Source organism: Stenotrophomonas sp. 57, from assembly GCF_030291075.1.
Lineage (GTDB): Bacteria > Pseudomonadota > Gammaproteobacteria > Xanthomonadales > Xanthomonadaceae > Stenotrophomonas.
In genome coordinates this window covers 1,562,691-1,585,920 of record NZ_CP127407.1, presented here as the reverse complement: position 1 = coordinate 1,585,920, position 23,230 = coordinate 1,562,691, and the positions used below count along the sequence as shown (strand labels likewise).

Sequence of the window (23,230 nt, the reverse complement as noted above, 5' to 3'; positions counted from 1 at the left end):
CTCACAGCTTGAATACGGTATCGATCGCCGAGCGCGAGGTCGCGTCTGAGGTCGTATCGCTGGCGTAAGTCGTTATCTGGTAGACCGGCGTAGCGGTTTCCAGCGGTTTGCCCATGTCCAATGCACCCTCCCCCTGGATGCACCCCTGGATCTGCCGGACCTTTATCGCCGGCTTGCTACCCAACGTGGTTTTGGCGACCCAATCGGACGGATCGAAGCCGTCGTCGCAGCGCTGATCGATGTCTGCGGAACTCAACACCGGGCTGTCGCCCGCAGACTGCCGGTTGGCGATTCTTTCCACCGCATTCTCGGCACCTCGGGCCGCCCCCTCGGCATTCTGGAAAGCAAGGCTGCCGGCACGGTAGCCCGAGGCCATGCGCTCCTGCATGCCAGCGACCTGCATGCCGATCACCCCGAGCAGGGCCAGCAATATCAGCAGGATCAGCGCGACATAGAGTACGGCACCGCGCTGGCGGGCAGGGCGGGAAAAGGAACTGCGCAGGGATCGAGTGGATGCACGCATGGTCGTCAGTTCCCGAACAGGCGGTTGCGGAGCGCAACGGAGACTTCATAGACGCCGCGATGGCGCTGGTCATAGGGAGCGCCCGGAGCAATGGTCACCCCAAGCACCCCCAGATATGTATCGGCAGTACCCGGCGCTTCGGCCGAAGCACGTTGCGGGCTCCTGGCCAGCAGACCCACCTGCACCATGCCAACGCGACGCCACGCTGCCGTTGCCGTTGCATCCCTCGCTGTACTGACACTGCTGGCCACAAACTGATCGACAATGCGCCCGGTCGGCGGCGTCGCCAGAGCGATGTCCGTCGTTGCGTCCAGACCATACAGCAACTGCATGTTCTCGATGCCCTCGACCAGTTCCTCACCTGCCGCATAGCCACCGGCGCCATTCGCGCGCGCCCTGTAAAGTGCCGGTTCGTTGTTGACGTTGGCTGCGATGTAGTACACCAGACCATCGGCCCGGTAAAGCATGGTCATCGCGTTGTTCACCGAATAGCTGGTCAGGTCAACCTTGTCGACCTTCACGGTGGTCTCGGTCGAGGAGCCGGTGAACACGTCGGCACGTGTGCAATCAGCCAATGCGAACACGGTTGGGGTCCCTGCAGCATTGGCCTTCAGGCGCGCCATGCCCTCCTTGGATACGCTCAACGTGGTCGTCGCTCCATCCACGCTGGCCCCGGTCACGACAGCGCCCTCGGCGCTGAGCAGACGCAGCACCAGGATGTCGCTGCCGGGCAGCGGCTTTGGTGTCAGGTCGGCGATGCTCTTGGGTACGGAGCCTGCCCCGCTCCACGCTCTCCCGAGAGTCAAGGTATCGGTCGGCGCCGTCCCTGCCGCCTCATAGCCCTGGATCGGCACCGAGAAGTCCAGCGGATCACCGCTACCCGAGGCGATACCCAGGTTGTAGCGCACATCACCGGTATTCTTGATCAGATGCGCCTGATCGTTCACGCAACCAAAATGCCCCGCCATGCGTAGATCACGCTGCAGGAAGTCCAAGGCAAATCGCGCGTTCTCCTGGGTCCTGGCGGCACCTTCGGAAAGTCGCGAAGCAGCGCGCGATGCAATGAAGATCTGGGTGATGCCCAGCATCAGCACCAAACCGATGACCATGGCGATCATCAGTTCAATCAGCGACAGACCGCGGGCGCGCAAGGACGGACTCATGGAAGCGTTCACAGGAAGGTGGTCAGGCCAAAGGTGGTGAGGCTGTCGGGATTCTCAGGATCCCACCGCTGGTCTCCCCATGTGATCGCGACACTGACCTGACCGGTGCTCTGTGTGAAAGTCACCTGCGCACTGGCCTTCTCGCCAAGGGTCTTGACGACTTCACACTGCCAACGGGCAACATTGGTTTTCGGCGTCACCGCTGCTCCGGTCGGCCAGGCACAGGCGCCGCGGGCTGTGACCGACCCGGCCGCGAACGAAGCGCCCGAATAGGCACCGCCAGCCAAGGTATCGGTGCGCTGCGCACGCATCATTTCAATCAGATCGTTGGCCAGGTTGGTGGCCTGCGTACGGTAATTCGCGCTCTGTACGAAGCGGACATTGGTGGTCTGGAGCAACGCAAAGCCCAGCAGGCCGAACGCCAGGATCAGTACCGCGACCATCACTTCGATCAGACTGAAACCGCCCTGCGAAGAACGCGGGCGGGCAAGATTGCGACGGCTCATGTGCAGGTCCCCTTGGTCACCCGGACCTGGCCGGACTGGTTGACGATCAGCGTACTTTTGCCTTCGCCGGTCTTGCAGGCATCCGGTGACAGCACCAGCGACTGGTCTGCAGCGGCCTTGCGGCGGCCGCGACCGTCGAACGCAATGACCGCTCCCGTCGGCCCCACCACGCTCAGCTGCGGGTTGCCCTGTGAAAACCGAAGCACGGGGTCGCTGCCCCCCAACTGGCCATCACCATCAAGATCCGACCATGCCAGCACTCCCTTGGACCAGCTGCCATCGCAAGCGGTGCCGTCAGCGCTTCCACAAACGCCGCCACCACGGTTGTTCCGGATACCTTCGCTTCGCGCCAGATTGGTCAGAGCCATCAGCTCATTGCTGGTGGTCGCTACGCGGTTCGAACGCATCATGCTGCGGAAGCTGGGATAAGCGATCGACGCCAGGATCACGAAGACGGTCAACGTGACCATCAACTCGATCAATGTAAAGCCTCTTTCCCGGCGCAAAGACATTGGACGCTCCCCAGCGTGTTGACGGCCACGATGGGCCATCGTCCTGCCACCGGCAAGCGGCGGCAGGATGAACGGTCAATCCGGGGCGACAGGCGTCAAAGGGTTGACAGCCCCTGCCCTGTCGGCCGCCCGTGGCGGGGTCGGAGCCCGATCGGATCCGCCCCCGGGCCAGTCAGGCCAGCACCTGGTAGCAGGGCTGGTATTCGCCGGAGATCTTCATCCGGCGCTGCTCGACGAAGGCGCGCAGCAGCGCGTCCAGGGCCTGCATCATGTCCGGGTCGCCATGGATCTGGAACGGCCCGAACTCCTCGATGCGGCGCATGCCGTCTTCCTTCACGTTGCCGGCCACGATGCCCGAAAACGCCCGGCGCAGGTCGGCCGCCAGCGCATGCGGTGCACGCCCGTGGTGCAGGTCCAGCGCGGCCATCGCCTCATGGGTCGGCACGAACGGCTGCTGGTACTCCCACGGAATCTCGATCGACCAGTTGAAGAAGAACGAGTCCTTCTGCGCCAGGCGGTGCTCGCGCACACGCTTGATGCCGTTAGCCATCTTCTTCGCCACCGCCACCGGGTCGCCGATGATGATCTCGTAGCGCTCGGCGGCGGCATCACCCAGGGTCAGGCGGATGAAGCGGTCGATCTGCTCGAAATACGGCGCGGCCACGGTCGGGCCGGTCAGGATCAGCGGGAATGGCAGGTCCTTGTTCTCTTCGCGCAGCAGGATACCGAGCAGGTACAGGATCTCCTCGGCGGTGCCGACGCCACCGGCGAACACGATGATGCCGTGGCCGATGCGGACGAAGGCCTCCAGGCGCTTCTCGATGTCCGGCATGATCACCAGGTGGTTGACGATCGGGTTCGGCGACTCGGCGGCGATGATGCCCGGCTCGGTCAGGCCGATGTAGCGCGTCACGGTACGGCGCTGCTTGGCATGGGCGATGGTGGCCCCCTTCATCGGGCCCTTCATCGCGCCCGGGCCGCAGCCGGTGCAGATGTCCAGGCCGCGCAGGCCCAGTTCATAGCCCACCTGCTTGGTGTACAGGTATTCGTCGCGCGAGATCGAGTGGCCGCCCCAGCACACCACCAGGTTCGGATCGCCCGGGTTGAGGATGCGCGCGTTGCGCAGCAGGCCGAACACCGCGTTGGTGATGCCTTCGGACGATTCCAGTTCGGCCGCGTAGGCCGGGCCCATCTCGATGGCCATGTAGGCCAGGTCACGCACCACCGCGAACAGCAGTTCGGCGACACCGCGGATGATCTCGCCATCGACGAAGGCCATCGCCGGTGCGTTGACCAGGTCGATGCGCACGCCGCGATCCTGCTGCGCCACCTGGATGTCGAAATCGGGATACAGATCGCGCGCGGCGCGCGGATCGTCAGAGGCGCTGCCGCTGGTCAGCACGGCCAGCGCGCAGCGGCGCAGCAGTTCGTGCATGCCGCCGGCAGACGCATCGCGCAGGCGGGCCACTTCGGCCCGCGACAGCACATCCAGCCCACCGCGCGGGTAGATACGCGCATCCTGCACCGGGAGTGCGCGGGCTGATTTTTCGTTCGTGGTCATGTCCAATTTTTCGCTTCCTTCAAGGTTTCCGACTGTACTGCCGCCCCCTTAAAAAGCAAAACGGCCGGGAAGCCCGACCGTTGGATGTGTGCTTCCCGCGTTCGCCTTTCCGGGACCGCATCGGCGGCGTTGGCACCGCGCACATTTCTGGATGCTACGCCGATGCCAGATGGCCCGCAAGGACTTTCGCCTGAACGGAAAACGGCCGGGTTTCCCCGGCCGTTTTCACTTACTGCTTCAGGCTCTGACGGATCAGAACTTGTACTTCAGCGTCAGCTGCATCGACCAACGCGACACGGCGGTGTTGCCCTTGTCGTTGTTGTTTTCCTGCACCTGCGCGTTGTCGGTCGAACCGGTGAACGAGTACACGTACTTGCCGGTGGCCGGATCGATACCGGCGTAGTTGGCCACGCGACGGGTCGAGTAGAAGCCGTAGTCGTCGATCAGGCCCCACTTCTTGTTCAGCAGGTTGCCGACATTCATGATGTCCAGGGCGACTTCACCCTTGTGACCCTTCATGAAGCCCGGGAATTCCTGGCTGACGCGGACGTCGAAGCTGTTGACCCACGAAGCGCGGTGCGAGTTCGCCGGGACCACGCTGCCACGGTAGGCATCCAGTTCCGGGTTCTGCGCCAGCCAGTCGAAGAACGCCTTCTCCATCGCGGCGCCGCCGGTGAACTTCACGTCGCCCGGGCCCTTCGGCACGTAGAACAGGTCGTTGGTGGTGGCACCGTCGCCGTTGGCATCGTTGTAGAAGATGTAGCTGTACGGACGGCCCGAACGACCTTCGTAGAACAGGCCAACGCGGGTGGCGTTGTCACCGAAGAAGTTGTGCTTCCACTCCAGGGTGCCGGTGATGCGGTCCTTCATCGCGTAGCGCGAGTTGTAGGCCACGTTCTCGTTGGCATTGAAGATCAGCGTGTTGTTCCAGTTCGAGGTGTTCTGCGAGCTGGACAGCGGGCTGACTTCGGTCGACTTGGTGTAGGTGTAACCCAGCGACCAGCCCCAGTTCTCGGTCAGCGGCTTGGCCAGCGAGAAGGTAGCCTGGGTACCGCGGCCCTTGTCGGTGTTGCGCAGGACCAGCACGTCGCCGATGTCGGACGGACGGTTGGCACGATCAACCGCGCCCTTCGTACCGGTCGACATACCGTAGTCGACACCCTTGTCGATACGGGTATTGGCCTGGTTCTGGCCCGCCGCGTTCCAGTAGATCGCACGGCCGTCCTGACCGGTGGCGGTCGGAGCCGAGACGTCCAGACGGTCGAAGTAGATGCCGTCCTTGACCTTGGTGAACAGCACTTCGGCCGACGCCACGATGCCGTACCACGGCAGCTCATGGTCGAACGCCAGGTTGGCCTTCCACACCGACGGCAGGCGGGTGCCCGGCGCGATGATGTCGACGTTCTGACGGGCCGAAGCCGGGCCACCGGCCGGGATGTACGGGTTCTTGCCATCCGGGGTGAAGGCACCGGCCGGGATGCTGCGCTCGTCGTACTCGATGTAGTTCAGGCCGGTGTTCTGGTAGGCACCTGCCAGCCACACGTTCGGGGCAGCGCCGCCGAACAGGCCGACGCCACCGCGCAGCTGGGTCGGGCGATCGGTGTCGAAGGTGTAGTTGAAGCCGACACGCGGCTGCACCAGGTTCTTGTCGACCAGCTTGGTGTTGTTGAAGCCGTACAGCTGCTCGATGCGCGGGTTGTACAGACGCTGCGTGCTGAAGTCAGGCATGTCGATGCGCACGCCGAACATCAGGTTCAGGTTGTAGTTGATCGCCCAGGTGTCCTGGATGAACACACCGGTGTTCTTCAGGGTGAAGTCCGCCGGGATGTCGCTGCGGCTGCCATTGGCGCGCGGTGCGCGCAGCTGGTAGCGCGAGGCCTTGCCCGCCAGGAAGTCGTTGACGCTGTTGAACTCGTACACGCCGTTGAGGTTGCGGCCGTAGAAGTTCATCAGGTCGTTCTTCGAGTAATCGAAGCCGAACTTGACGGTGTGGTCACCGATGTACCAGGTACCGGCACCGAAGGCGCTCAGTTCCTTCGACTCGACGATGTTGACGTGGGTGTTCTGCTCGGTACCGACGTACAGCGAGTCATTGCCCGACTTGATGCGGATCTGCGGCATGTCGACCAGCGGAACGCGGTTGGCCGAGTAATCCTTGTGCGAGACCTTGAACTCGGTCGAGAAGTTCTCGGACCAGTCACTGAACAGTTCACCCATCCAGGTTTCGTATTCGGTCGGCTGCTGGTACCAGAAGTTGCTCAGCGAGATGGCGCTGCTGCTGACCTGCGGGAAGCGAACGACGTTCTGCTCCATCTTGTTGTAGCGCAGGGCCGCACGGTGGTTCTCGTTGATGTTCCAGTCCAGCTTGACCGCGTACTCTTCGATCTCGGTCTTGCTGTTCGGCGCCGACAGGCTGCCCGGGTCATAGCCCAGCTTGCCCAGGAAGTTCTGGACGTCGGTGATCTGCTGCTGGGTGATGGTGCCACGGCCGATCGGCGTGTCGCTCAGGGCGACGCCGGCAGCTGCACGCTCGTACTTTTCATAGTTGGTGAAGAAGAACAGCTTGTCCTTGACGATCGGGCCGCCGAAGGTCATGCCGTAGGTCTTCTCGTCCTTGAAACCGTTGAAGTCCTGCTTGTCGCCTTCCAGGCGCGAACGGACCATGTCCTTGTCGCGGTAGGAACCATAGACGGTGCCATGGAATTCATTGGTACCCGACTTGGTCACGGCGTTGATCACCGCGCCGGTACCACCGGAGATGGTGGTGTCGTAGTTGGCCAGGTCGATGTTGATTTCCTGGATGGCGTCCATCGACACCGGCTGACGCTCGGTCGGCAGGTTGTTGGAGCCCAGGCCGAACGGATCGGAAGCGCTGATGCCGTCGATGCGGATGGCGTTGTAACGGGTGTTCTGGCCACCGGCCGAGATCGCGCCGTCAGCCTTGCTGACCTGCGAGATGCGCGGGTCCAGACGGATGTAATCCTGGATGTTGCGGCTGGCCGACGGCAGCGCATCCATCGTTTCGCGGGTCACGTTGGTGCCGGTGCCCATCTTGTTGGCGCTGAACAGGTCCAGGCCGCCAGCGGTGGCGACGACGTTCACGGCGTCCAGGTTGGTGGCAGCCAGGTCGCCGCCCAGGTTGGCGTTGACGGTGTTGACCTGGTTCAGGTTCAGGTAGACACCTTCTTCGGTCTTGGTGCCTTCACCCGGCTTGGTGACGGTGATGGTGTAAGGACCACCCACGCGCAGGCCGCGCGCGTTGTAGCGACCGGCCGCATCAGTGGTGGCACGCGAAACGGTGCCCGACTCGGTGTGCGTGATGGTGACTTCAGCGCCGGCGACAGGCTGGCCTGCAGCGGAGGTCACCTGACCGCCGACACCGGCGGAGGTGCTGCTCTGGGCGAAGGCGGGAGCGGCAGCAAGTGCAGCCACGAGACCAAGGGTGAGCTTGGACATCCGGAGTGGGTGGGTCATTTTTCGGTAGCCTCGATGCGAGTTGGCGATGGCGGAAAAAAAGCGCATCCAATCAGCCCTGCGGGTGGCTGGTCGGAGAGTTATCTGGGGTTCCCTACCGCGTGGCTGAAGGCAGCCATAACGGTTAACACTAGATTAACACGCTACGCCATCAATGTGACGGTTGTGCGACAAACGGCACCGGATCGCAACGCAATCGTGACGAGACCTTCACTCCGCCTTTCCCCAGGATTCACTCGCCGGGGAGCGCCTCACTGACATCGAGGATACGGCCCCGCCACGCGCCGCCGGCGCTGGACAGCAGGGCTACGGCCGCAGCGGCGGCCGCCTCCGGCCCTTGCGCGGCCGGGTCCTGGTCAACTGAATAGGCCCGCGCGCGGAGTGCCGTGCGCAGGGGGCCGGGGTACAGGCCACTGACCCGCACCGGGCTGCGGCCGAGTTCGTCATGCAGACTACTGATCAGGCCTCGCAGGCCATGCTGGGCCGCACCATAACCGCCCCAGTAGGCCTGCCCGACCCGCTCGGGGGCATCGACGGCAAACACCAGGGCGGCATCCTCGCGCTGCCGCAGCAGCGGCAGGCAGGCCTGGGCCAGCCATGCCGGGGCGGTGAGGGTGACATGCACGGCACGGGCGAAACTGGCCGGGTCGGCCAGTTCGAACGGGGTCAGGCCAGGAAAATGCGCGGCACAGACCAGCAGGCCGTCCAGTCGCCCCAGCTCGCGCTGAAGGGCCTGGGCCAGCTCGGCATAGTCGTCAGGACTGGCCCCTTCCAGGTCCAGCGGGTACAGCAGCGGCTCCGGCCCCACCGCCTGGACCTGGGCATAGACGCGATCCAGGCGGCGCGGCTTGCGCCCCAGCAGGACCACCGTGGCGCCGGCCGCTGCTGCGGCAACGGCCGCCGCGCTGCCCAGCCCACCGCCGGCGCCGGCAACCAGCACCACGCGATCCTGCAACGGAAGGCCATCGAGCGCCCCGTCGGTCGGTGACGTCGATGGCCAGGCACTCATCCCTGGGTCGCCTCTTCGACGATGCGCTTGAGCTCGCCGGCCTCGAACAGTTCAAGCACGATGTCGCAGCCGCCGATCAACTCGCCGTTGATGAACAACTGCGGGAATGTCGGCAGATTGGAGAAGCGCGGCAGGTTGGCGCGGATCTCGGGTTCTTCCAGCACGTTGACGGTGCGCAGGGTGACAGCGCCGGCCGCCATCAAGGCCTGTACGGCGCGGCTGGAAAAGCCGCACATCGGGTATTGCGGGGTGCCCTTCATGAACAGCACGAGCGGGTAACGATCGACCTCGGCCTGGATTTGCTGCATTACCGCCACAACCTCACTCCTTGCTTCGCCGGACAAACCGACCGCGGTGGTCGGCTAGACTGCCCACGGTAGCCGCCATTGTAAGCCGATGGAACCGGCTGCCGCCGCCCCTCTGGCCACGAACCTGTCCATGCCCGTCGAATTGCCTGCCCTGCCCTACCTTTCCGGCTCCCTGCAGCCACACCTGTCCGCACAGACCCTGGAACTGCACCACGGCCGACATCATCGTGCCTATGTGGATGCGGTCAATGCCGGCATCCTTGGCACCGAGTGGGAGGAAGCGTCGCTGGAGGAGATCGTCCGCCAGACCCAGGGAAAGCTGTTCGATGCGGCCGCCCAGGCGTGGAACCACGGCTTCTACTGGCAGTGCCTGCGCCCGCGTGGTGGCGGCGAACCGCAGGGCCGTCTGAGCGAGCTGGTGAAGCGCCAGTTCGGTGATGCGCAGCGCCTGCGCGAGGAATTCAACCGCACCGCGCTGGGCCTATTCGGCTCCGGCTGGGTGTGGCTGGTACAGCATCCGGGTGGGCAGCTGGGCATCCAGGCCACCCGCAATGCCGGCACGCCGCTGACCGGTGAAAGCACGCCATTGCTGTGCTGCGATGTCTGGGAGCATGCCTACTACACCGACTACCAGAATGACCGCGCGCGTTATCTGGATGCGTTCTGGCAGCTGGTCAACTGGGACTTTGCCGAAAGCCAGCTGCGCTGACCCCCTGTAGAGCCGAGCCCATGCTCGGCTGGCCGGACAGCAGCCGAGCATGGGCTCGGCTCTACAGATGAAGCTTCACGCGCTCTCGTGCGCAGCCACGGCATCCATCACCCGCGCCGAGTACACCAGCGCCGCACCGGCATTGAGCGACACCGCCACGCCCAGTGCTTCGGCGATTTCCTCGCGGCTGGCGCCATGCTTCAGCGCTGCGTCGACGTGCACGGTGATGCAGCCGTCGCAGCGGGTGGTCACCGCTACCGCCAGCGCGATCAGCTCGCGCGTCTTCGCATCGAGGTGGTTGGTCTGGGCACCGGCATTGGACAGGGTGGCATAACCCTTGACCGTGTCCGGCGAGAGCTTGCCGATCTCGCCGATGCGGCCCTTCAGTTCCTTGCGGTAGGCATTCCAGTCGAGCATGGTCGTGACTCCTGTGAAAGGAGCTCCACGCTACCATCGGGAATGTCGCGCCGATGCCTGCACCCACGCGCCACACCGTTGCAGCCACACAGGGTCGTGCCGGCCGCTGGCCGGCACCCCTTGTTCAGCGGTTGCGCAGCGCGTGCACCGCCGGCGCCACCTGGGCCTGACGGTCCAGCTCCAGCCCGACCTGGTCCAGCGCATCGGCCAGCGCTGCAGCATCATCGTCGCGCAACGTGGCGTGGCCGACCTTGCGGCCTTCGCGCGGCTCCTTGCCGTAGTCGTGCCAATGGCCGCTGGCCTGGGCCAGCACCGGCGACGGGTCCGGCATTGCACCCAGCCAGTTCAGCATGCAGGCATGGCCGAGCATGCGGGTGCTGCCCAGCGGCAGGCCCAGCACGGCACGCAGGTGGTTCTCGAACTGCGAGGTCTCGCTGCCTTCGATGGTCCAGTGGCCGGAGTTGTGCACGCGCGGCGCCATCTCGTTGGCCAGCAGTTCGCCGTCACGGCAGAACAGCTCCAGCGCGAATACGCCCACATACTCCAGGTGCTCGGCAACGCGGCGGGCATAGCCGATCGCGGCCTGCTGCTCGGCATCGGACAGCACGGCCGGGGCCACGCTGGCCGACAGCACGCCGTCGACATGCCAATTGCCGGTGACCGGCCAGGCCTGGAAGCTGCCATCGCGGCCACGCACGGCGACGACGCTGACCTCGCGCTGGAAGGCGACAAAACCTTCCAGGATCAGGCCGGTACGTTCGACCTGCGCACCCAGCGCATCCCACGCGGCATCGATGTCGGCCTCGCTGCGCAACCGGAACTGGCCCTTGCCGTCATAACCGAGGCGGCGGGTCTTGAGGATGCACGGCAGGCCGAACTCGGCCGCCTTCGCAGCCAGCTCATCGCGGCTGCGGATGTCGGCGAACGCCGGCAGCGGGATACCCAACTGCTGGAACAGGGTTTTTTCGCTCAACCGGTCCTGAGCCACCGCCAGCGCCGCTGGCGGCGGGTAGACCGGCACGCGATCGGCCAGGAACTGCGCGCTGTCGGCCGGCACGTTCTCGAAATCGAAGGTGACCACATCGACCTTGGCAGCGAAGTCCGCCAGCGCCTGGCGATCATCGAAGGCGCCGACGGTGAGCGGCGCCAGCGGGCCGCTGCAGGCGTCGGTCGCCGGGTCATACAAGGCGAAGCGCAGCCCCAGCGGCGCACCGGCCAGGACCATCATGCGGGCGAGCTGGCCGCCGCCCAGGATGCCGACGGTCATGCTCATTGGCGCGGATCGTCGTGGGCCATCACGTCTTCGGTCTGGCGTGCACGGAAGGCGTCGAGCGCCTGCCCGATCGCCGGCTGGTCGCTGGCCAGCATCGCGGCGGCGAACAGCGCCGCGTTGGATGCGCCGGCATTGCCGATGGCGAAAGTAGCGACCGGGATGCCGGCCGGCATCTGCACGATCGACAGCAGCGAGTCCATGCCGTTGAGGGCCTTGGACTGCACTGGCACGCCCAGCACCGGAACCGCGGTCTTGGCGGCGATCATGCCCGGCAGGTGGGCGGCACCGCCGGCACCGGCGATGATCGCGCGCAGGCCACGCGGGCCCGCCTGCTCGGCGTAACTGAACAACACATCCGGCGTCCGATGCGCGGACACCACCTTCACTTCGAACGGAACACCCAGGGCTTCAAGCTTCTGGGCGGCGTGCTGCATGGTTTCCCAGTCGGAACGGGAACCCATGACGATGCCGACAAGCGGCGCGATCGGGTTGGGGGTCATTGGCCGTCACCTGCCTTAAAGACGTATTCTAGCCGTCTTCCACGCAAGACGAAGAACCATGGATCGCAAGCTGCTCGACCTGCTGGTGTCGCCGGACACCCGCCAGCCCCTGTCCCTGCTGGATGGCAAGGGCCTGGAAGCCCTCAACAAGGCCATTTCCGCCGGCGCGGTGAACAAGGCCGATGGCAACCCGCTGGCGCAGCCGCTGCGCGAAGCGCTGGTCACCCGCGACCGCAAACAGGTGTTCCGCGTTGACGACGGCATCCCGGTGCTGCTGGCCGAGGAAGCCATCCCGACCGCCCAGATCGCCGACTTCCCGGCCGCATGAGCGCGCTGCCGACGCCGGATGCGGCCGTTGTCGCCGCCGATGTCGCGCGTGCGCTGGCCGAGGACCTGGGCAGCGGCGACGTCACCGCCGCCCTGCTGCCCGACCAGGCCGACAGCGCTTACCTGCTGTGCAAGCAGGACGGAGTGATCGCCGGTCGCCCCTGGTTCGACGCCACCCACCGCGCGCTCGACCCGGAGGTGCGCATCGAATGGCGTGTCTCCGAAGGTGACGCGGTCACTGCCGGCACCGTGCTGGCGCTGCTGCACGGGCGCAGCCGCAGCCTGGTCAGTGCCGAGCGCACCTCGCTGAACTTCCTGCAGACGCTGTCCGGCACCGCCACCACCACGGCCCGCTACGTGGCCGCCGTGGCCGGTACCGGCACGCGCATCCTCGACACCCGCAAGACCGTGCCCGGCCTGCGCCTGGCGCAGAAGTACGCGGTGCGATGCGGCGGCGGCGAGAACCACCGCTTCGGCCTGTACGACACGGTGATGCTGAAGGAAAACCACATCCGTGCCGCCGGTTCGCTGGCCGCGGCGGTGGCTGCGGCGCGCCGGCAATGGCCGGCATTGCCGCTGGTGGTCGAGGTCGAGGATCTGGCGCAGCTGCGGCAGGCACTGGAAGCTGGCTGCGAACGCATCCTGCTGGATGACTTCAGCCCGGATCTGCGCCGCGAGGCGGTGCGCATCACGGCCGGCCGCATCCCGCTGGAAGTCTCCGGCAGCGTCGGACTGGGTGGCCTGCGTTCGATCGCCGAAGACGGCGTGGACTGCATTTCCATCGGCGGCCTGACCAAGCACGTGCAGGCCATCGACCTGTCGCTGAAGCTGGGCCCGCCGCCGGGTTGAGGCCTGCAGGACCTGTAGAGCCGAGCCTACGCTCGGCTGCTTGTCGATTTGCGGCGCGCCCTGCACGCGCTTCGCGCGATGAGCCGAGCATGGGCTCGGCTCTACACGACCCGGGACGCCTTCACGGCTCGGCGACGGCCGCCTCTGCGACGCTGCGGCCATCCCCCACAGGAGCCGCGCATGCGCCGGATGCTCTTGCCTGCCTGCCTGCTGCTGGCCGCGGCGCCGCTGTCCGCGGCGGCCGCCGAAGCCTGCGATGTGCCGCCGCGCTTCGGCCTCAGCCCCTTGGCCGTGGCCATCCGCAACACCGCCTGCAACGAGCACCGGCTGTGGTTCCGGCCCTTCATCGATCGTGATGGCCGCGCCGCCAGCCTCAGCGTCACCGAGGCCGAAAGCGATCACCTGGCCGACAACGGCCTGATCGCCTGGCGGCGCGTGGCCGGCTACTGGCGCGACAGCGGCACGCTCAATGCGATGGGCAGCATCGCCGGTGCCAGCAGCTGCCTGGCCCCGTTGGGCACGCGCTACACCGACAGCGACTGCCGGGCGTTCCTGATCGACAACCCGTGGTCGGCCGCCTTCATTTCCTGGGTGATGGTGCGCGCCGGTGTTCCGGGCTTCAACACCTCGCCCCGCCACATCGACTACATCCGCGCGGCGTACCAGGGCGGCCCATCGGGCGTGCCCCATCGGCTGGTCGACCCGGCCACCGCCAAGCCCGCGCCGGGCGACCTGCTGTGCTTCCTGCGTGACCGCAGCACCACGCTCAGCTACAGCGGGCTGGTGCAGGCGCTGGGCAATGGCTCGGTGGGCCATTGGAAATCGCATTGCGAAGTGGTGGTGGCGGCCAACCTCGGCGGCGACCAGACCCTGTACCTGGTGGGCGGCAACGTAATGAACACGGTGGCGATGCGGTTGCTGCAGCTGGATCGTACCGGGCTGATCAAGCTGCCTCCGGCGCGCGAACGCAACAGCACCGGCATCGACCCCAGCTGCACCCCCGGGCGCGAGGAAGAATGCAGTTTCAACCGCCAGGACTGGGCTGCGCTGCTGCAGCTGACCGCCACGTCACCGCTGGTGATGCCCTCGCCCACTGCCGCGCCGATGCAGCCTACCTCGCCGACGCAACCGACCCAGGTCCCGGCACCGCAGGTGTCGGGCGAACCACAATCGACACGGTGATGCCGGCGCTTGATCCAGCGCGCGTTCGCCGCCATCTTTGCAGGATCGATCCCTGACGGCTGATGCCATGCCCACCCTGCTGCTGTTGCTGATTGCCGGCGGAATCATCTATTTCTTCTGGAACGCTGCGCGTTCGGCCGCCGAACGTGCGGTCGAGCTGGGCCGCAATGCCTGCCGCGCAGCCGATGTGCAATGGCTGGACCAGGCGGTTCACGCCACCGGCCTGCGCCTGTCGCGCGGCGAGGACGGACGGCTCGGCTTCGAACGCACCTTCAAGTTCGAGTATTCCTACGATGGCCTCGATCGCCACGTGGGCCGCATGGTGCTGCGCGGTGACCAGTTGATTTCGTTTACCGGCCCCGGCGCAGCGCGGATCAGCCAGATCCGGCCGGATGTGGGCGATGCCGAGGATGTGTAAGGACTGAAGGTGTGCCGACCAACGTCGGCACCCACACAATCCCTGCCCCACCGGTGAATCCTGCAAAGAAAAACGCCGCCCATCGGGGCGGCGTTGGAAACATTACTTGACCACGCGCAGATTCGGGCGGCCCTTCGGTGGCGGACTGGCCGGCGGCGTATCGTCCGGCGGCGTACCGTCCTCGTGCAGCAGCTCGTCACTGGTCGGAGCGGTCTCGCTGCCCGGAATGTCATCCGGCAGCGCCATGCCCTGCCCGGTCTCGCGGGCGTAGACGGCCAGCACGGCGCTGATCGGTACCTGCACCGGGTAGCTGGTGCCGGAGAAGCGCGCCGAGAAGCTCACCATCTCGTTGTCGATCATCAGCCGCACGACGGCACGTTCGGCGATGTTGAGCACGACCCGGCCATCCTTGACCGCCGAAGGCGGGACCTGCACGCCGGGAACGCCGGCGTCGACCAGGATATGCGGGGTCAGCTGGTTGTCGTTGATCCATTCCACCAGCGCCCGCAGCAGGTACGGGCGGTGGCTGGTCATGTGGAAGAAGTCTTCGGTCATCCGTGAAGTGTACGCGCCCGGCGCCCTGCCGGGGCGGATCGCCTGCACGCCGGTCGGCGTACAGACGGGTTACGCATGGCCGGATCAGACCGGCAGATCGCGCAGCTTCTTTTCCTGGTCGGTCAGGCTGCGGACGAAACCGGGGTGGCGGAAAATACGGTTGCCGTAGTCTTCGATCGCCTTGCCATCCTTCGGCAGCGGCACATCCAGCGACTGCAGGCGCCAGATGATCGGCGCCATCGCGCAGTCGGCCAGGCTCATTTCCGGGTTGAGGAAGAACTTGCTGGCCTTGAACAGCGGCAGCGAGGCGGTCAGCAGCTCCTTCAGGCGCTTGCGCCCGGCCTCGGCCTGGGTCTTGTTGCCCAGCTGGATGGCCTGCACCTGCGGCACCCAGTCGTGCTCGATGCGCAGCATCGCCAAGCGGATGCGTGCGCGGGAGAGCGGATCAACCGGCATCAGTGGCGGATGCGGATAACGCTCATCCAGGTACTCGCTGACCACCGAGGCGGCGTACAGCACCAGCTCGCGCTCGACCAGGGTCGGCACCGAATGGTATGGATTGAGGTCGATCAGGTCTTCAGGCGGGTTCTGCGGATCGACCGGAACGAAGTCGAACGTGACCCCCTTGGCCGCCAGCACCAGGCGTACACGGTGGCACAGCACATCGTCGTTCGAAGAAAACAGCGTCAGTGTATTGCGCATGCGTACGCTCGCCGCCATCAAAGGCTCTCCCACGACAGGAGACCGCCTGCCGCATCGGCGCCGCCGGCACCGTGCCAGCGATCGACTCCTCCCCGAGTGTGCAACCGACCATCACAAAAGCCAATAGGCCCGTGCGATGGCCGGCGGCAGAATCAGTGAACGTCCTTCCAGTATTCCTTCTTCAGCAGGTACAGCAGGAACGTCAGCAGGGCCAGGAACAGGATCACCCACACGCCCAGCTGCTGGCGCTTGAGCGCGGCCGGTTCACCGGCGTATTCGAGGAAGTTGGTGATGTCCCGCACGGCCTGATCGTACTGGCCGGCATCGACCGACCCGGGCGTTTCGATTTTCAGGCCGGTCACCGGCGGGTCCATGCCGGGCGCTTCCGCCTTGCCGTGCACCGCATGCTGCAGGCCCTGCATCTCCCACAGCGGGTTGGGCATGGACGCGTTGGCGAACAGCGCGTTGTTCCAGCCCAGCGGGCGGCTGCTGTCCAGATAGAACGACTTGAGATAAGTGTAGACCCAGTCACTGCCCCGCACACGCGAGATCAGGCTGAGATCGGGTGGCATCTTGCCGAACCACTTCTCCGCGTTCTCCTTCGGCATCGCCACCGGGATCGGGTCGCCGATCGCCGAGCCGGTGAAGTTGAGGTTGTTCATCACCTCTTCTTCGGTCAGGCCCAGGTCCTGCGCCATCCGCGAGTAGCGCAGGTACTTCAGCGCGTGGCAGCCGGAGCAGTAGTTCATGTACAGCTGCGCGCCGCGCTGCAGCGAGGCACGGTCACCCAGGTCGTTGCCGGCCTGCAGCAGCGTGGCGCCACCTTCGGCGGCGGAGGCCAGGAAACTGCCCAGCATCAGGGCGGCCGTCATGGCCAGCCGGACCATCCAGCGATCAGTCATGGGTGGTCACCCTCTCCGGTACCGGCTTGGTCTTGTCCAACCGTGTCCATAGCGGCATGGTGATGAAGAACGCGAAGTACAGGAAGGTCAGCACCCGCCCGATGTAGGTCTCGTGCACGTCGGTGCCCGGACCGGAGCCGATTACGCCCAGCCACACGAAGCACACCGCCAGCACGCCCAGCATCACCTTCGAGATCCAGCCGCGGTAGCGCACCGACTTCACCTTCGCCTTGTCCAGCCATGGCACCAGGAACAGGATCGCGATGGCCGAGAACATCACCAGCACGCCACCCAGCTTGTTCGGCACCACCCGCAACATCGCGTAGTACGGCGTGTAGTACCAGACCGGCTTGATGTGTTCCGGGGTCACCAGGCGGTTGGCCTCGGTGAAGTTGTCGTGCTCCAGGAACAGGCCGCCGAAACCGGGGGCGAAGAAGATGATGAAGGCAGCGATGATCAGCAGGAAGCCGGCGCCGACGCCATCCTTGAGCGTGTAGTACGGGTGGAACGGAATGCCGTCGGCCGGTGCGCTCGGCGACCAGCGGTTGCCCTTCGGCCCCTTCTTGATCTCCACGCCATCGGGGTTGTTCGAACCCACTTCGTGCAGCGCGCCCAGGTGCAGTACCACCAGCAGCAACAGCACCAGCGGCAATGCGATGACATGCAGTGCGAAGAAGCGGTTGAGCGTGGCATCACTGGGCAGGTAGTCGCCCATGATCCATTCGGTCAGGCCATTGCCGATCACCGGTATCGCGCCGAACAGCGAGATGATCACCTTGGCGCCCCAGAACGACATCTGGCCCCACGGCAGCACGTAACCCATGAAGGCTTCGGCCATCAGCACCAGGTAGATCAGCATGCCCAGGATCCACACCAGCTCGCGCGGCTTCTGGTAACTGCCGTACAGCAGACCGCGGAACATGTGCAGGTAGACCACGATGAAGAACAGCGAGGCCCCGGTGGAGTGCATGTAGCGGATCAGCCAGCCCCACTCCACGTCCCGCATGATGTATTCGATGGAACCGAACGCCTCGGCGGCGTTGGTCTTGTAGTGCATCGTCAGGAAGATGCCGGTGACGATCTGGTTGACCAGCACCAGCAGCGCCAGCGAACCGAAGTAGTACCAGATGTTGAAGTTCTTCGGCGCGTAGTACTCGCTGACGTGCTTGCGGTAGACCGGCATCAGGCCGGGCGCGCGGGCGTTGACCCAGTCGGCCACGCCGCTGGCGGTACGGCTGAGGATATTGGCCATCAGGCAGCCCCCTGCGGATCGACACCGATGATGATGGTGTTGTCGTCCTGGTAATGGTGCGCGGGCACCTTCAGGTTGATCGGCGCCGGCACGTCCTTGAAGACGCGGCCGGACATGTCGAAGCGCGACTTGTGGCAGGGGCAGAAGTAGCCGCCCTTCCACTGCGGGTCGTAGGGTTCAGGCCGGATCTCGGCGACCATTTCCGGCGAGCAGCCCAGGTGCGTGCACAGGCCGACCAGCACGGAGATGTCCGGCTTGATCGAGCGCAGTTCGGGGTTCTGCTTGAGCACGTAGTCCGGCTGCTGGTCCTTCTCGCCGGACTCGGGGTCCTTGAGACGGCCATCCAGCCCGTGCAACGCGTCGAGGATCGCCTTGGACCGTTTGACGATCCAGATCGGCTGGCCACGCCATTCCACGATCAGGCGTTGGCCTTCCTGCAGGGCGCTGATGTCGGCCACCACCGGTGCGCCGGCAAGCTTGGCGCGGGCACTGGGGTTCCAGGATTTGATGAAAGGAACTGCGGTGAATCCGACGCCGACGGCGCCCACCACGGCTGTGGTGGCAGAAAGAAAACGCCGACGTCCGGTGTTGACTGGATCGTGTACCCCATCGTTGGCCATCCGGCACTCCGATATTGATTAGGTAGCTTTAAGGCTGCCAGCGGATCCGGTGGGGGCCAGAGCCGCATTGAATCATGGGCGAGTGTAGCGGAACCGTCGCGCGCCACACAACGCATTGCAACAACATTGAATTACGGGGTTGCCGGCCAGCGGCCGGCACTACCAAATGCGTGCCGGCCAACGGTCGGCACCTACTGCTTGGTCAAAGCGGTGCGGTAACGCTCGGCCAGCTGGCCGACCCGGCGCACGTAGTACTGCGTCTCGCTGTAGGGCGGCACACCGCCGTGGCGGTCAACCGCGCCCTCGCCGGCGTTGTAGCCCGCCGCGGCCAGGGTCAGGTCGCCATTGAAGCGCTTCAGCAACCACGCAAGATACTGCACGCCACCGCGGATGTTCTGCCCGGCGTCATAGGAATCGCTTACCCCGAACCGCGCGGCGGTCGGCGGCATCAGCTGCATCAGGCCCTGTGCGCCGGCGCGGCTGAGCGCGGTCGGGTTGTAGGCCGACTCGGCATGGATGATGGCGCGCACCACCGCCTCTTCCACGCCGAACTCGCGCGCAGCCGAAGTGATCTCGGCCTGGAAGGCCGAGGTGTTCAGGCGCACCGTGCCGAAGTCCACGCGCGGATTCACGCCGCACGCATAGCAGCGCTCCATGAAGCTGTAGCGGATGGTCCGCACCGGGCCGAGGTTGGCCACCTGGGTCGGGCGCGCGCTGGTGTAATGCCGCACGCCATCCTTCATGAAGGAATAGACCTGGCCACTGACCATGCGCCCGGCACGCGATGGCGTCGGTGCCGCGGCGGGTGCTGACCCCGCCGGCGCCGGTGCCACCTGGGGAGGCGCAGCGGTACTGGCCGCCACGGCGACCGGATTGCGTTCGATGCTGGCCACAGTGGTCGGCGCGGGCTTCGGTGCGGACACCACCGGACGCGGCGCCGGACGGGTATCACGGGCATAGCTGATGGTGCTGCAGCGCGCGCCGGCCACCCGCTTGCTCACATAACTGGTGACGCCGTCGGCGCCCTGGCACTTGTACAGGGTTCCAGCGCTGGCCGGCGCAGCGGTCAGCGCAGCGATGATGATCGCCGTTGTCCCCAGTATCCCCTTCATGGCGGCGAGTGTCCCAGCTTCGCCGGGGCTTGCCAAGCGATGAGGCTCAGCCTGTGACCGGCGGCACAGACAGCAGCTGGCCGAGGCCGGCCAGGCGCTGTGCCAGTTCGTCGCGCAGGCCCGGCGGGGTGGTCCAAAGCGCCACCGGTATGCGGTCCAGGCTGAGGATCTGCGCCAGCATCATGCCGCGGCTCTCGGCCCCCATGCGCAGCAGGCAGTGGTCGGGGCCATCCGCTTCCAGTACCCCACACCACGGCGGGATGCGGCCTTCCAGCTCGGAATGGCTGCCGGCCAGGCGGAGGATGGCCTGCAGCGCGAACGGCGCCTGGCTGACCGCCTGCCGCACCATCACGTCCGGGGGCGCCGGCGTACGCCGATGCAGGCCCGGTCCGGTGCATTCGCGCACAGCGCCCATGCGGTCCACGCGCAGGGTGCGCCAGTCCTGGCGTCCCAGGTCCCAGGCCAGCAGGTACCAGCGCCGGCCATAGTTGACCAGGTGCTGGGCCTCGACCTCGCGCTGGGTGACCGCATCCTGCGCGCTGCGGTACTCGAAGGCCAGCCGCGACGCCTGCCGGCAGTACTGCGCCAGCCGCCCCAGCAGGCGCGCGTCGGTAGCGGGCAGATCCGACAGGGTGGCGGTGGCGGCATGCACTTCGCCGGCCTGTTGGCGACGGCGGGTCGGCACCAGCGGGTCCAGCTTGGACAGCAGGCCACGTGCGGTGTCATCGATACCGGCGACGGTGGCCGAGGCCGCGCGCAGGGCGATGGCCAGAGTGGTCGCTTCTTCTTCGTCCAGCAGCATCGGCAGGACCGGCGCCCCAGCCCCCAACTGGTAGCCGCCCCCTACCCCGGCCGAGGCCTGGATGGGGTAACCCAGCTCGCGCAGGCGCTCGATGTCGCGGCGGATGCTGCGCCTGTCCACGCTCATCCGCTCGGCCAGCTCAGCGCCGGACCACTGGCGGCGGGCCTGCAGCAGGGCGATCAGGCGCAGCAGTCGATGGGCGGTGTGGCGCATGAAGGATCGAGGACAGAAGTCGTCCGCAATAGTGCCCCAGGATGACCTCCAGTTCACCACCCACCGCAAGGAGCAATGCCATGACCTCACGCCAGATCACCCTGTACCACGCCGCCCGTTCCCGCTCGAGCGGCGCAGTGGCGCTGCTGGAAGCGCTGGGTGCCGACTACCACATGCAGGTGCTGGACCTGAAGGCCGGCGCCAACCTGGCCCCGGCCTACCTGGCCATCAACCCCATGGGCAAGGTGCCGGCCATCGTCCACAACGGCGCACTGGTGACCGAACAGGTGGCGATCTACCTGTACCTTGCCGACCTTTACCCGGAAGCCGGGCTGGCCCCGCCGATCGGCGACGCCCTGCGCGGCCCCTACCTGCGCTGGATGGCCTTCTACGGCGCGTGTTTCGAGCCGGCGATGATCGACAAGGCGATGCACCGCGAGCCGCCGCCGCGCCTGATGTCGCCCTACAACGACGCCGAGACCGTGCTGCAGGTGATCGAGGCCCAGCTGGCGCAGGGCCCCTACCTGCTCGGCGAGACCATGAGCGCCGCCGACGTTCTATGGGGCAATGCGCTGGCCTGGACCACCGCCTTTGGCCTCGTGCAGCCGGCGCCGGCAACGGCCGACTACATCGCCCGGATGAGCGCGATGACCGCCTTCGACCGGTCGCGGCAGATCGATGCGGAGCTGGCGGCAGCGTAAGGGCGCCGGCCGGGCTTCCTTTGTAGCGCCGAGCCTAGGCTCGGCTGGTTTCAGCAGAGCCAGGCCATGTCTGGCTGTCCCATGGGAAGCGGGAAGAGCAGCCGAGCGTGGGCTCGGCTCTACAGGAGCGCGCGGCGGCCGCGCCGGGATGCGGGTAGAATTGCCCGCTTTCCCGCCACCCGAATGGATTAAGCGCCATGACCGGGACGCCAGACGTCTTTCCGCCCGCACCAGGCGGTACCCCGCTCGTTGCCCTGCCCGCTGGTCCGCGCAAGCCCGACCAGGTCAAGGGCAAGCTGTACATCAAGACCCACGGTTGCCAGATGAACGAGTACGACTCGGCCAAGATGGCCGACGTGCTCGCCGCCAGCGATGGCCTGGAACTGACCGACAGCCCGGACGACGCTGACGTCATCCTGGTCAACACCTGCTCCATCCGCGAGAAGGCGCAGGAGAAGGTGTTCAGCCAGCTGGGCGTGTGGAAGGGCCTGAAGAACAAGGGCCGCGAGGTCATCATCGGCGTCGGCGGCTGCGTCGCCTCGCAGGAAGGCGAAGCGATCATCAAGCGCGCGCCGTTCGTCGACCTGGTGTTCGGACCGCAGACCCTGCACCGCCTGCCGGAACTGATCCGCGCGCGGCGCGAACAGAAGCGCCCGCAGGTGGACATCAGCTTCCCCGAAATCGAGAAGTTCGACCGCCTGCCGGAGCCACGTGCCGATGGCGCCTCGGCGTTCGTGTCGATCATGGAAGGCTGCTCCAAGTACTGCTCGTTCTGCGTGGTGCCTTATACCCGCGGCACCGAAGTCAGCCGCCCGTTCGAGGACGTGGTGGTGGAAGTGGCGCAGCTGGCCGCGCAGGGCGTGCGCGAGATCAACCTGCTGGGCCAGAACGTCAACGCCTATCGCGGCCCGTATGGCGACGGTGAATTCGCCGACCTCGGCCTGCTGATCCGCACCATCGCCGAGATCGACGGCGTGGGCCGCATCCGCTTTACCACCTCGCACCCGCTGGAGTTCAGCGATTCGCTGATCGACGCGTTCCGCGACGTGCCAAAGCTGGCCAACTTCCTGCACCTGCCGGTACAGGCGGGCAGTGATCGCGTGCTGTCGGCGATGAAGCGCGGCTACACCGCGCTGGAGTTCAAGTCGAAGATCCGCAAGCTGCGCGCGGTGCGCCCGGACATCTCGATCAGCTCGGACTTCATCGTCGGCTTCCCCGGCGAGACCGATGCCGATTTCGAGAAGACCATGAAGCTGATCGAGGACATCGGCTTCGACCACAGCTTCTCCTTCATCTACTCGCGCCGCCCGGGCACGCCGGCGGCCGACCTGGAAGACACGATCAGCGATGCGGAAAAGCACGCGCGGCTGTCGCGCCTGCAGGAACGCATCAATGCGCACGCGGCCAGCATCTCCGAAAAGATGGTTGGCACGGTGCAGACCGTGCTGGTGGAAGGTCCGTCGCGCAAGAACCCGAACGAGTTGACCGGCAAGACCGAGAACATGCGCTCGGTGAACTTCCCGGCGCCGGCGCGGCTGATCGGCCAGTTCGTGGATGTGGTGATCACCGAAGCGCTGACCAATTCGCTGCGCGCGCGGGTGGTGGCGGAGTAAATCTCCGGGTCGCATCCCCGCAGGGGC

The 23,230-nt window shown here is 66.0% G+C and carries 25 protein-coding genes; 7 read left to right on the top strand and 18 right to left on the bottom strand.

The genetic code is table 11. The annotated features are described in order from the left end of the window. Window position 1 precedes the first annotated feature (1 nt). The 8 genes from QP512_RS07255 to grxD form a co-directional block, all read right to left on the bottom strand. A complete protein-coding gene (locus tag QP512_RS07255; protein ID WP_286071528.1) occupies window positions 2-523 on the bottom strand; it encodes a PilX N-terminal domain-containing pilus assembly protein in 522 nt (173 codons plus the stop codon). A gap of 5 nt (window positions 524-528) precedes the next feature. Beyond that, a complete protein-coding gene (locus QP512_RS07250; protein WP_286071527.1) occupies window positions 529-1,686 on the bottom strand; it encodes a PilW family protein in 1,158 nt (385 codons plus the stop codon). Between the two features lie 8 nt (window positions 1,687-1,694). Beyond that, the gene (gene pilV, locus QP512_RS07245; protein ID WP_286071526.1) at window positions 1,695-2,192 is read right to left on the bottom strand and encodes a type IV pilus modification protein PilV; all 498 of its coding nucleotides are present in this window, start codon (window positions 2,190-2,192) and stop codon (window positions 1,695-1,697) included. Further along, the gene (locus QP512_RS07240; RefSeq protein WP_286071525.1) at window positions 2,189-2,704 is read right to left on the bottom strand and encodes a GspH/FimT family pseudopilin; all 516 of its coding nucleotides are present in this window, start codon (window positions 2,702-2,704) and stop codon (window positions 2,189-2,191) included. The genes pilV and QP512_RS07240 overlap by 4 nt, the downstream gene beginning before the upstream one ends. 172 nt (window positions 2,705-2,876) lie before the next feature. Beyond that, window positions 2,877-4,265, bottom strand: a complete 1,389-nt coding sequence (gene ppnN / locus QP512_RS07235) for a nucleotide 5'-monophosphate nucleosidase PpnN (protein WP_286071524.1) — start codon at window positions 4,263-4,265, stop codon at window positions 2,877-2,879. Window positions 4,266-4,517: 252 nt separating this feature from the next. Next, a complete protein-coding gene (locus tag QP512_RS07230; protein WP_286071523.1) occupies window positions 4,518-7,739 on the bottom strand; it encodes a carboxypeptidase regulatory-like domain-containing protein in 3,222 nt (1,073 codons plus the stop codon). Window positions 7,740-7,971: 232 nt separating this feature from the next. Next, window positions 7,972-8,748, bottom strand: a complete 777-nt coding sequence (locus tag QP512_RS07225; protein ID WP_286071522.1) for an SDR family NAD(P)-dependent oxidoreductase — start codon at window positions 8,746-8,748, stop codon at window positions 7,972-7,974. Beyond that, a complete protein-coding gene (gene grxD / locus QP512_RS07220; protein ID WP_005408852.1) occupies window positions 8,745-9,065 on the bottom strand; it encodes a Grx4 family monothiol glutaredoxin in 321 nt (106 codons plus the stop codon). Before grxD ends, QP512_RS07225 begins: the two co-directional genes overlap by 4 nt. Before the next feature lie 121 nt (window positions 9,066-9,186). Between grxD and QP512_RS07215 the strand changes: the two genes are divergently transcribed. Next, a complete protein-coding gene (locus tag QP512_RS07215; RefSeq protein WP_286071521.1) occupies window positions 9,187-9,765 on the top strand; it encodes a superoxide dismutase in 579 nt (192 codons plus the stop codon). 75 nt (window positions 9,766-9,840) lie between these two features. On the opposite strand, the gene QP512_RS07210 is transcribed toward QP512_RS07215, so the two are convergent. From QP512_RS07210 to purE, 3 genes are all read right to left on the bottom strand, one after another. After that, on the bottom strand, window positions 9,841-10,182 hold the full coding sequence (locus tag QP512_RS07210) for a carboxymuconolactone decarboxylase family protein (RefSeq protein WP_008268125.1): 342 nt from the start codon (window positions 10,180-10,182) through the stop codon (window positions 9,841-9,843). Between the two features lie 124 nt (window positions 10,183-10,306). Beyond that, window positions 10,307-11,455, bottom strand: a complete 1,149-nt coding sequence (locus tag QP512_RS07205; protein WP_286071520.1) for a 5-(carboxyamino)imidazole ribonucleotide synthase — start codon at window positions 11,453-11,455, stop codon at window positions 10,307-10,309. Then, entirely contained in the window at window positions 11,452-11,955 is a 504-nt protein-coding gene (purE, locus tag QP512_RS07200) for a 5-(carboxyamino)imidazole ribonucleotide mutase (RefSeq protein ID WP_005412808.1), read from the bottom strand. The genes QP512_RS07205 and purE overlap by 4 nt, the downstream gene beginning before the upstream one ends. A 58-nt stretch (window positions 11,956-12,013) precedes the next feature. On the opposite strand from purE, the gene QP512_RS07195 reads away from it, so the two are divergent. The 4 genes from QP512_RS07195 to QP512_RS07180 all read left to right on the top strand — a co-directional run bounded on the left by QP512_RS07195 (window position 12,014) and on the right by QP512_RS07180 (window position 14,731). Next, complete coding sequence (locus QP512_RS07195; protein ID WP_005408847.1) at window positions 12,014-12,283, top strand: Trm112 family protein; 270 nt, start codon at window positions 12,014-12,016, stop codon at window positions 12,281-12,283. After that, the gene (gene nadC / locus QP512_RS07190; protein ID WP_286071519.1) at window positions 12,280-13,131 is read left to right on the top strand and encodes a carboxylating nicotinate-nucleotide diphosphorylase; all 852 of its coding nucleotides are present in this window, start codon (window positions 12,280-12,282) and stop codon (window positions 13,129-13,131) included. The genes QP512_RS07195 and nadC overlap by 4 nt, the downstream gene beginning before the upstream one ends. Window positions 13,132-13,311: 180 nt before the next feature. Further along, window positions 13,312-14,313, top strand: coding sequence for a DUF2272 domain-containing protein (locus tag QP512_RS07185; RefSeq protein WP_286071518.1), 1,002 nt, complete (start codon window positions 13,312-13,314; stop codon window positions 14,311-14,313). Window positions 14,314-14,380: 67 nt separating this feature from the next. After that, window positions 14,381-14,731, top strand: a complete 351-nt coding sequence (locus QP512_RS07180; protein WP_286071517.1) for a DUF3301 domain-containing protein — start codon at window positions 14,381-14,383, stop codon at window positions 14,729-14,731. Window positions 14,732-14,833: 102 nt separating this feature from the next. Here the strand turns inward: QP512_RS07180 and QP512_RS07175 are convergent, their stop codons facing one another. From QP512_RS07175 to QP512_RS07145, 7 genes are all read right to left on the bottom strand, one after another. Then, the gene (locus QP512_RS07175) at window positions 14,834-15,286 is read right to left on the bottom strand and encodes a ClpXP protease specificity-enhancing factor (protein ID WP_014646584.1); all 453 of its coding nucleotides are present in this window, start codon (window positions 15,284-15,286) and stop codon (window positions 14,834-14,836) included. Window positions 15,287-15,370: 84 nt separating this feature from the next. Continuing rightward, window positions 15,371-16,006: a glutathione S-transferase N-terminal domain-containing protein gene (locus QP512_RS07170; protein ID WP_005408842.1), complete on the bottom strand. Its 636-nt coding sequence runs from the start codon at window positions 16,004-16,006 to the stop codon at window positions 15,371-15,373. Window positions 16,007-16,140: 134 nt separating this feature from the next. After that, a complete protein-coding gene (locus QP512_RS07165) occupies window positions 16,141-16,890 on the bottom strand; it encodes a cytochrome c1 (RefSeq protein ID WP_286071516.1) in 750 nt (249 codons plus the stop codon). Beyond that, a complete protein-coding gene (locus tag QP512_RS07160; RefSeq protein WP_286071515.1) occupies window positions 16,883-18,142 on the bottom strand; it encodes a cytochrome bc complex cytochrome b subunit in 1,260 nt (419 codons plus the stop codon). Before QP512_RS07160 ends, QP512_RS07165 begins: the two co-directional genes overlap by 8 nt. Further along, window positions 18,142-18,762, bottom strand: a complete 621-nt coding sequence (petA, locus tag QP512_RS07155; protein ID WP_004151998.1) for a ubiquinol-cytochrome c reductase iron-sulfur subunit — start codon at window positions 18,760-18,762, stop codon at window positions 18,142-18,144. Before petA ends, QP512_RS07160 begins: the two co-directional genes overlap by 1 nt. A 191-nt stretch (window positions 18,763-18,953) precedes the next feature. Further along, window positions 18,954-19,874, bottom strand: a complete 921-nt coding sequence (locus tag QP512_RS07150) for a lytic transglycosylase domain-containing protein (protein WP_286071514.1) — start codon at window positions 19,872-19,874, stop codon at window positions 18,954-18,956. A 46-nt stretch (window positions 19,875-19,920) separates the two neighbouring features. Next, window positions 19,921-20,889 carry a WYL domain-containing protein gene (locus tag QP512_RS07145; RefSeq protein WP_286071513.1) on the bottom strand — a complete coding sequence of 323 codons (969 nt, stop codon included), beginning with the start codon at window positions 20,887-20,889 and terminating at the stop codon, window positions 19,921-19,923. Between the two features lie 80 nt (window positions 20,890-20,969). On the opposite strand from QP512_RS07145, the gene QP512_RS07140 reads away from it, so the two are divergent. Together QP512_RS07140 and miaB are read left to right on the top strand one after the other, a co-directional pair. Beyond that, window positions 20,970-21,590: a glutathione S-transferase family protein gene (locus QP512_RS07140; RefSeq protein WP_286071512.1), complete on the top strand. Its 621-nt coding sequence runs from the start codon at window positions 20,970-20,972 to the stop codon at window positions 21,588-21,590. Window positions 21,591-21,787: 197 nt separating this feature from the next. Continuing rightward, complete coding sequence (gene miaB, locus QP512_RS07135; protein WP_286071511.1) at window positions 21,788-23,203, top strand: tRNA (N6-isopentenyl adenosine(37)-C2)-methylthiotransferase MiaB; 1,416 nt, start codon at window positions 21,788-21,790, stop codon at window positions 23,201-23,203. The last annotated feature ends 27 nt before the right edge of the window (window positions 23,204-23,230 follow it).

Excerpts from the sequence above, each read along its gene's own strand:
- QP512_RS07230 (WP_286071523.1), bottom strand. The coding sequence starts at position 7,739 with ATGACCCACCCACTCCGGATGTCCAAGCTCACCCTTGGTCTCGTGGCT.
- QP512_RS07210 (WP_008268125.1), bottom strand. The coding sequence starts at position 10,182 with ATGCTCGACTGGAATGCCTACCGCAAGGAACTGAAGGGCCGCATCGGC.
- QP512_RS07145 (WP_286071513.1), bottom strand. The coding sequence starts at position 20,889 with ATGCGCCACACCGCCCATCGACTGCTGCGCCTGATCGCCCTGCTGCAG.
- QP512_RS07255 (WP_286071528.1), bottom strand. The coding sequence starts at position 523 with ATGCGTGCATCCACTCGATCCCTGCGCAGTTCCTTTTCCCGCCCTGCC.
- QP512_RS07215 (WP_286071521.1), top strand. The coding sequence starts at position 9,187 with ATGCCCGTCGAATTGCCTGCCCTGCCCTACCTTTCCGGCTCCCTGCAG.
- miaB (WP_286071511.1), top strand. The coding sequence starts at position 21,788 with ATGACCGGGACGCCAGACGTCTTTCCGCCCGCACCAGGCGGTACCCCG.
- QP512_RS07195 (WP_005408847.1), top strand. The coding sequence starts at position 12,014 with ATGGATCGCAAGCTGCTCGACCTGCTGGTGTCGCCGGACACCCGCCAG.
- QP512_RS07225 (WP_286071522.1), bottom strand. The coding sequence starts at position 8,748 with ATGAGTGCCTGGCCATCGACGTCACCGACCGACGGGGCGCTCGATGGC.
- QP512_RS07140 (WP_286071512.1), top strand. The coding sequence starts at position 20,970 with ATGACCTCACGCCAGATCACCCTGTACCACGCCGCCCGTTCCCGCTCG.
- QP512_RS07250 (WP_286071527.1), bottom strand. The coding sequence starts at position 1,686 with ATGAGTCCGTCCTTGCGCGCCCGCGGTCTGTCGCTGATTGAACTGATG.
- QP512_RS07165 (WP_286071516.1), bottom strand. The coding sequence starts at position 16,890 with ATGACTGATCGCTGGATGGTCCGGCTGGCCATGACGGCCGCCCTGATG.
- ppnN (WP_286071524.1), bottom strand. The coding sequence starts at position 4,265 with ATGACCACGAACGAAAAATCAGCCCGCGCACTCCCGGTGCAGGATGCG.
- QP512_RS07205 (WP_286071520.1), bottom strand. The coding sequence starts at position 11,455 with ATGAGCATGACCGTCGGCATCCTGGGCGGCGGCCAGCTCGCCCGCATG.
- petA (WP_004151998.1), bottom strand. The coding sequence starts at position 18,762 with ATGGCCAACGATGGGGTACACGATCCAGTCAACACCGGACGTCGGCGT.
- QP512_RS07175 (WP_014646584.1), bottom strand. The coding sequence starts at position 15,286 with ATGACCGAAGACTTCTTCCACATGACCAGCCACCGCCCGTACCTGCTG.
- QP512_RS07150 (WP_286071514.1), bottom strand. The coding sequence starts at position 19,874 with ATGAAGGGGATACTGGGGACAACGGCGATCATCATCGCTGCGCTGACC.
- nadC (WP_286071519.1), top strand. The coding sequence starts at position 12,280 with ATGAGCGCGCTGCCGACGCCGGATGCGGCCGTTGTCGCCGCCGATGTC.
- QP512_RS07170 (WP_005408842.1), bottom strand. The coding sequence starts at position 16,006 with ATGGCGGCGAGCGTACGCATGCGCAATACACTGACGCTGTTTTCTTCG.
- QP512_RS07240 (WP_286071525.1), bottom strand. The coding sequence starts at position 2,704 with ATGTCTTTGCGCCGGGAAAGAGGCTTTACATTGATCGAGTTGATGGTC.
- purE (WP_005412808.1), bottom strand. The coding sequence starts at position 11,955 with ATGACCCCCAACCCGATCGCGCCGCTTGTCGGCATCGTCATGGGTTCC.
- pilV (WP_286071526.1), bottom strand. The coding sequence starts at position 2,192 with ATGAGCCGTCGCAATCTTGCCCGCCCGCGTTCTTCGCAGGGCGGTTTC.
- QP512_RS07180 (WP_286071517.1), top strand. The coding sequence starts at position 14,381 with ATGCCCACCCTGCTGCTGTTGCTGATTGCCGGCGGAATCATCTATTTC.
- QP512_RS07160 (WP_286071515.1), bottom strand. The coding sequence starts at position 18,142 with ATGGCCAATATCCTCAGCCGTACCGCCAGCGGCGTGGCCGACTGGGTC.
- QP512_RS07185 (WP_286071518.1), top strand. The coding sequence starts at position 13,312 with ATGCGCCGGATGCTCTTGCCTGCCTGCCTGCTGCTGGCCGCGGCGCCG.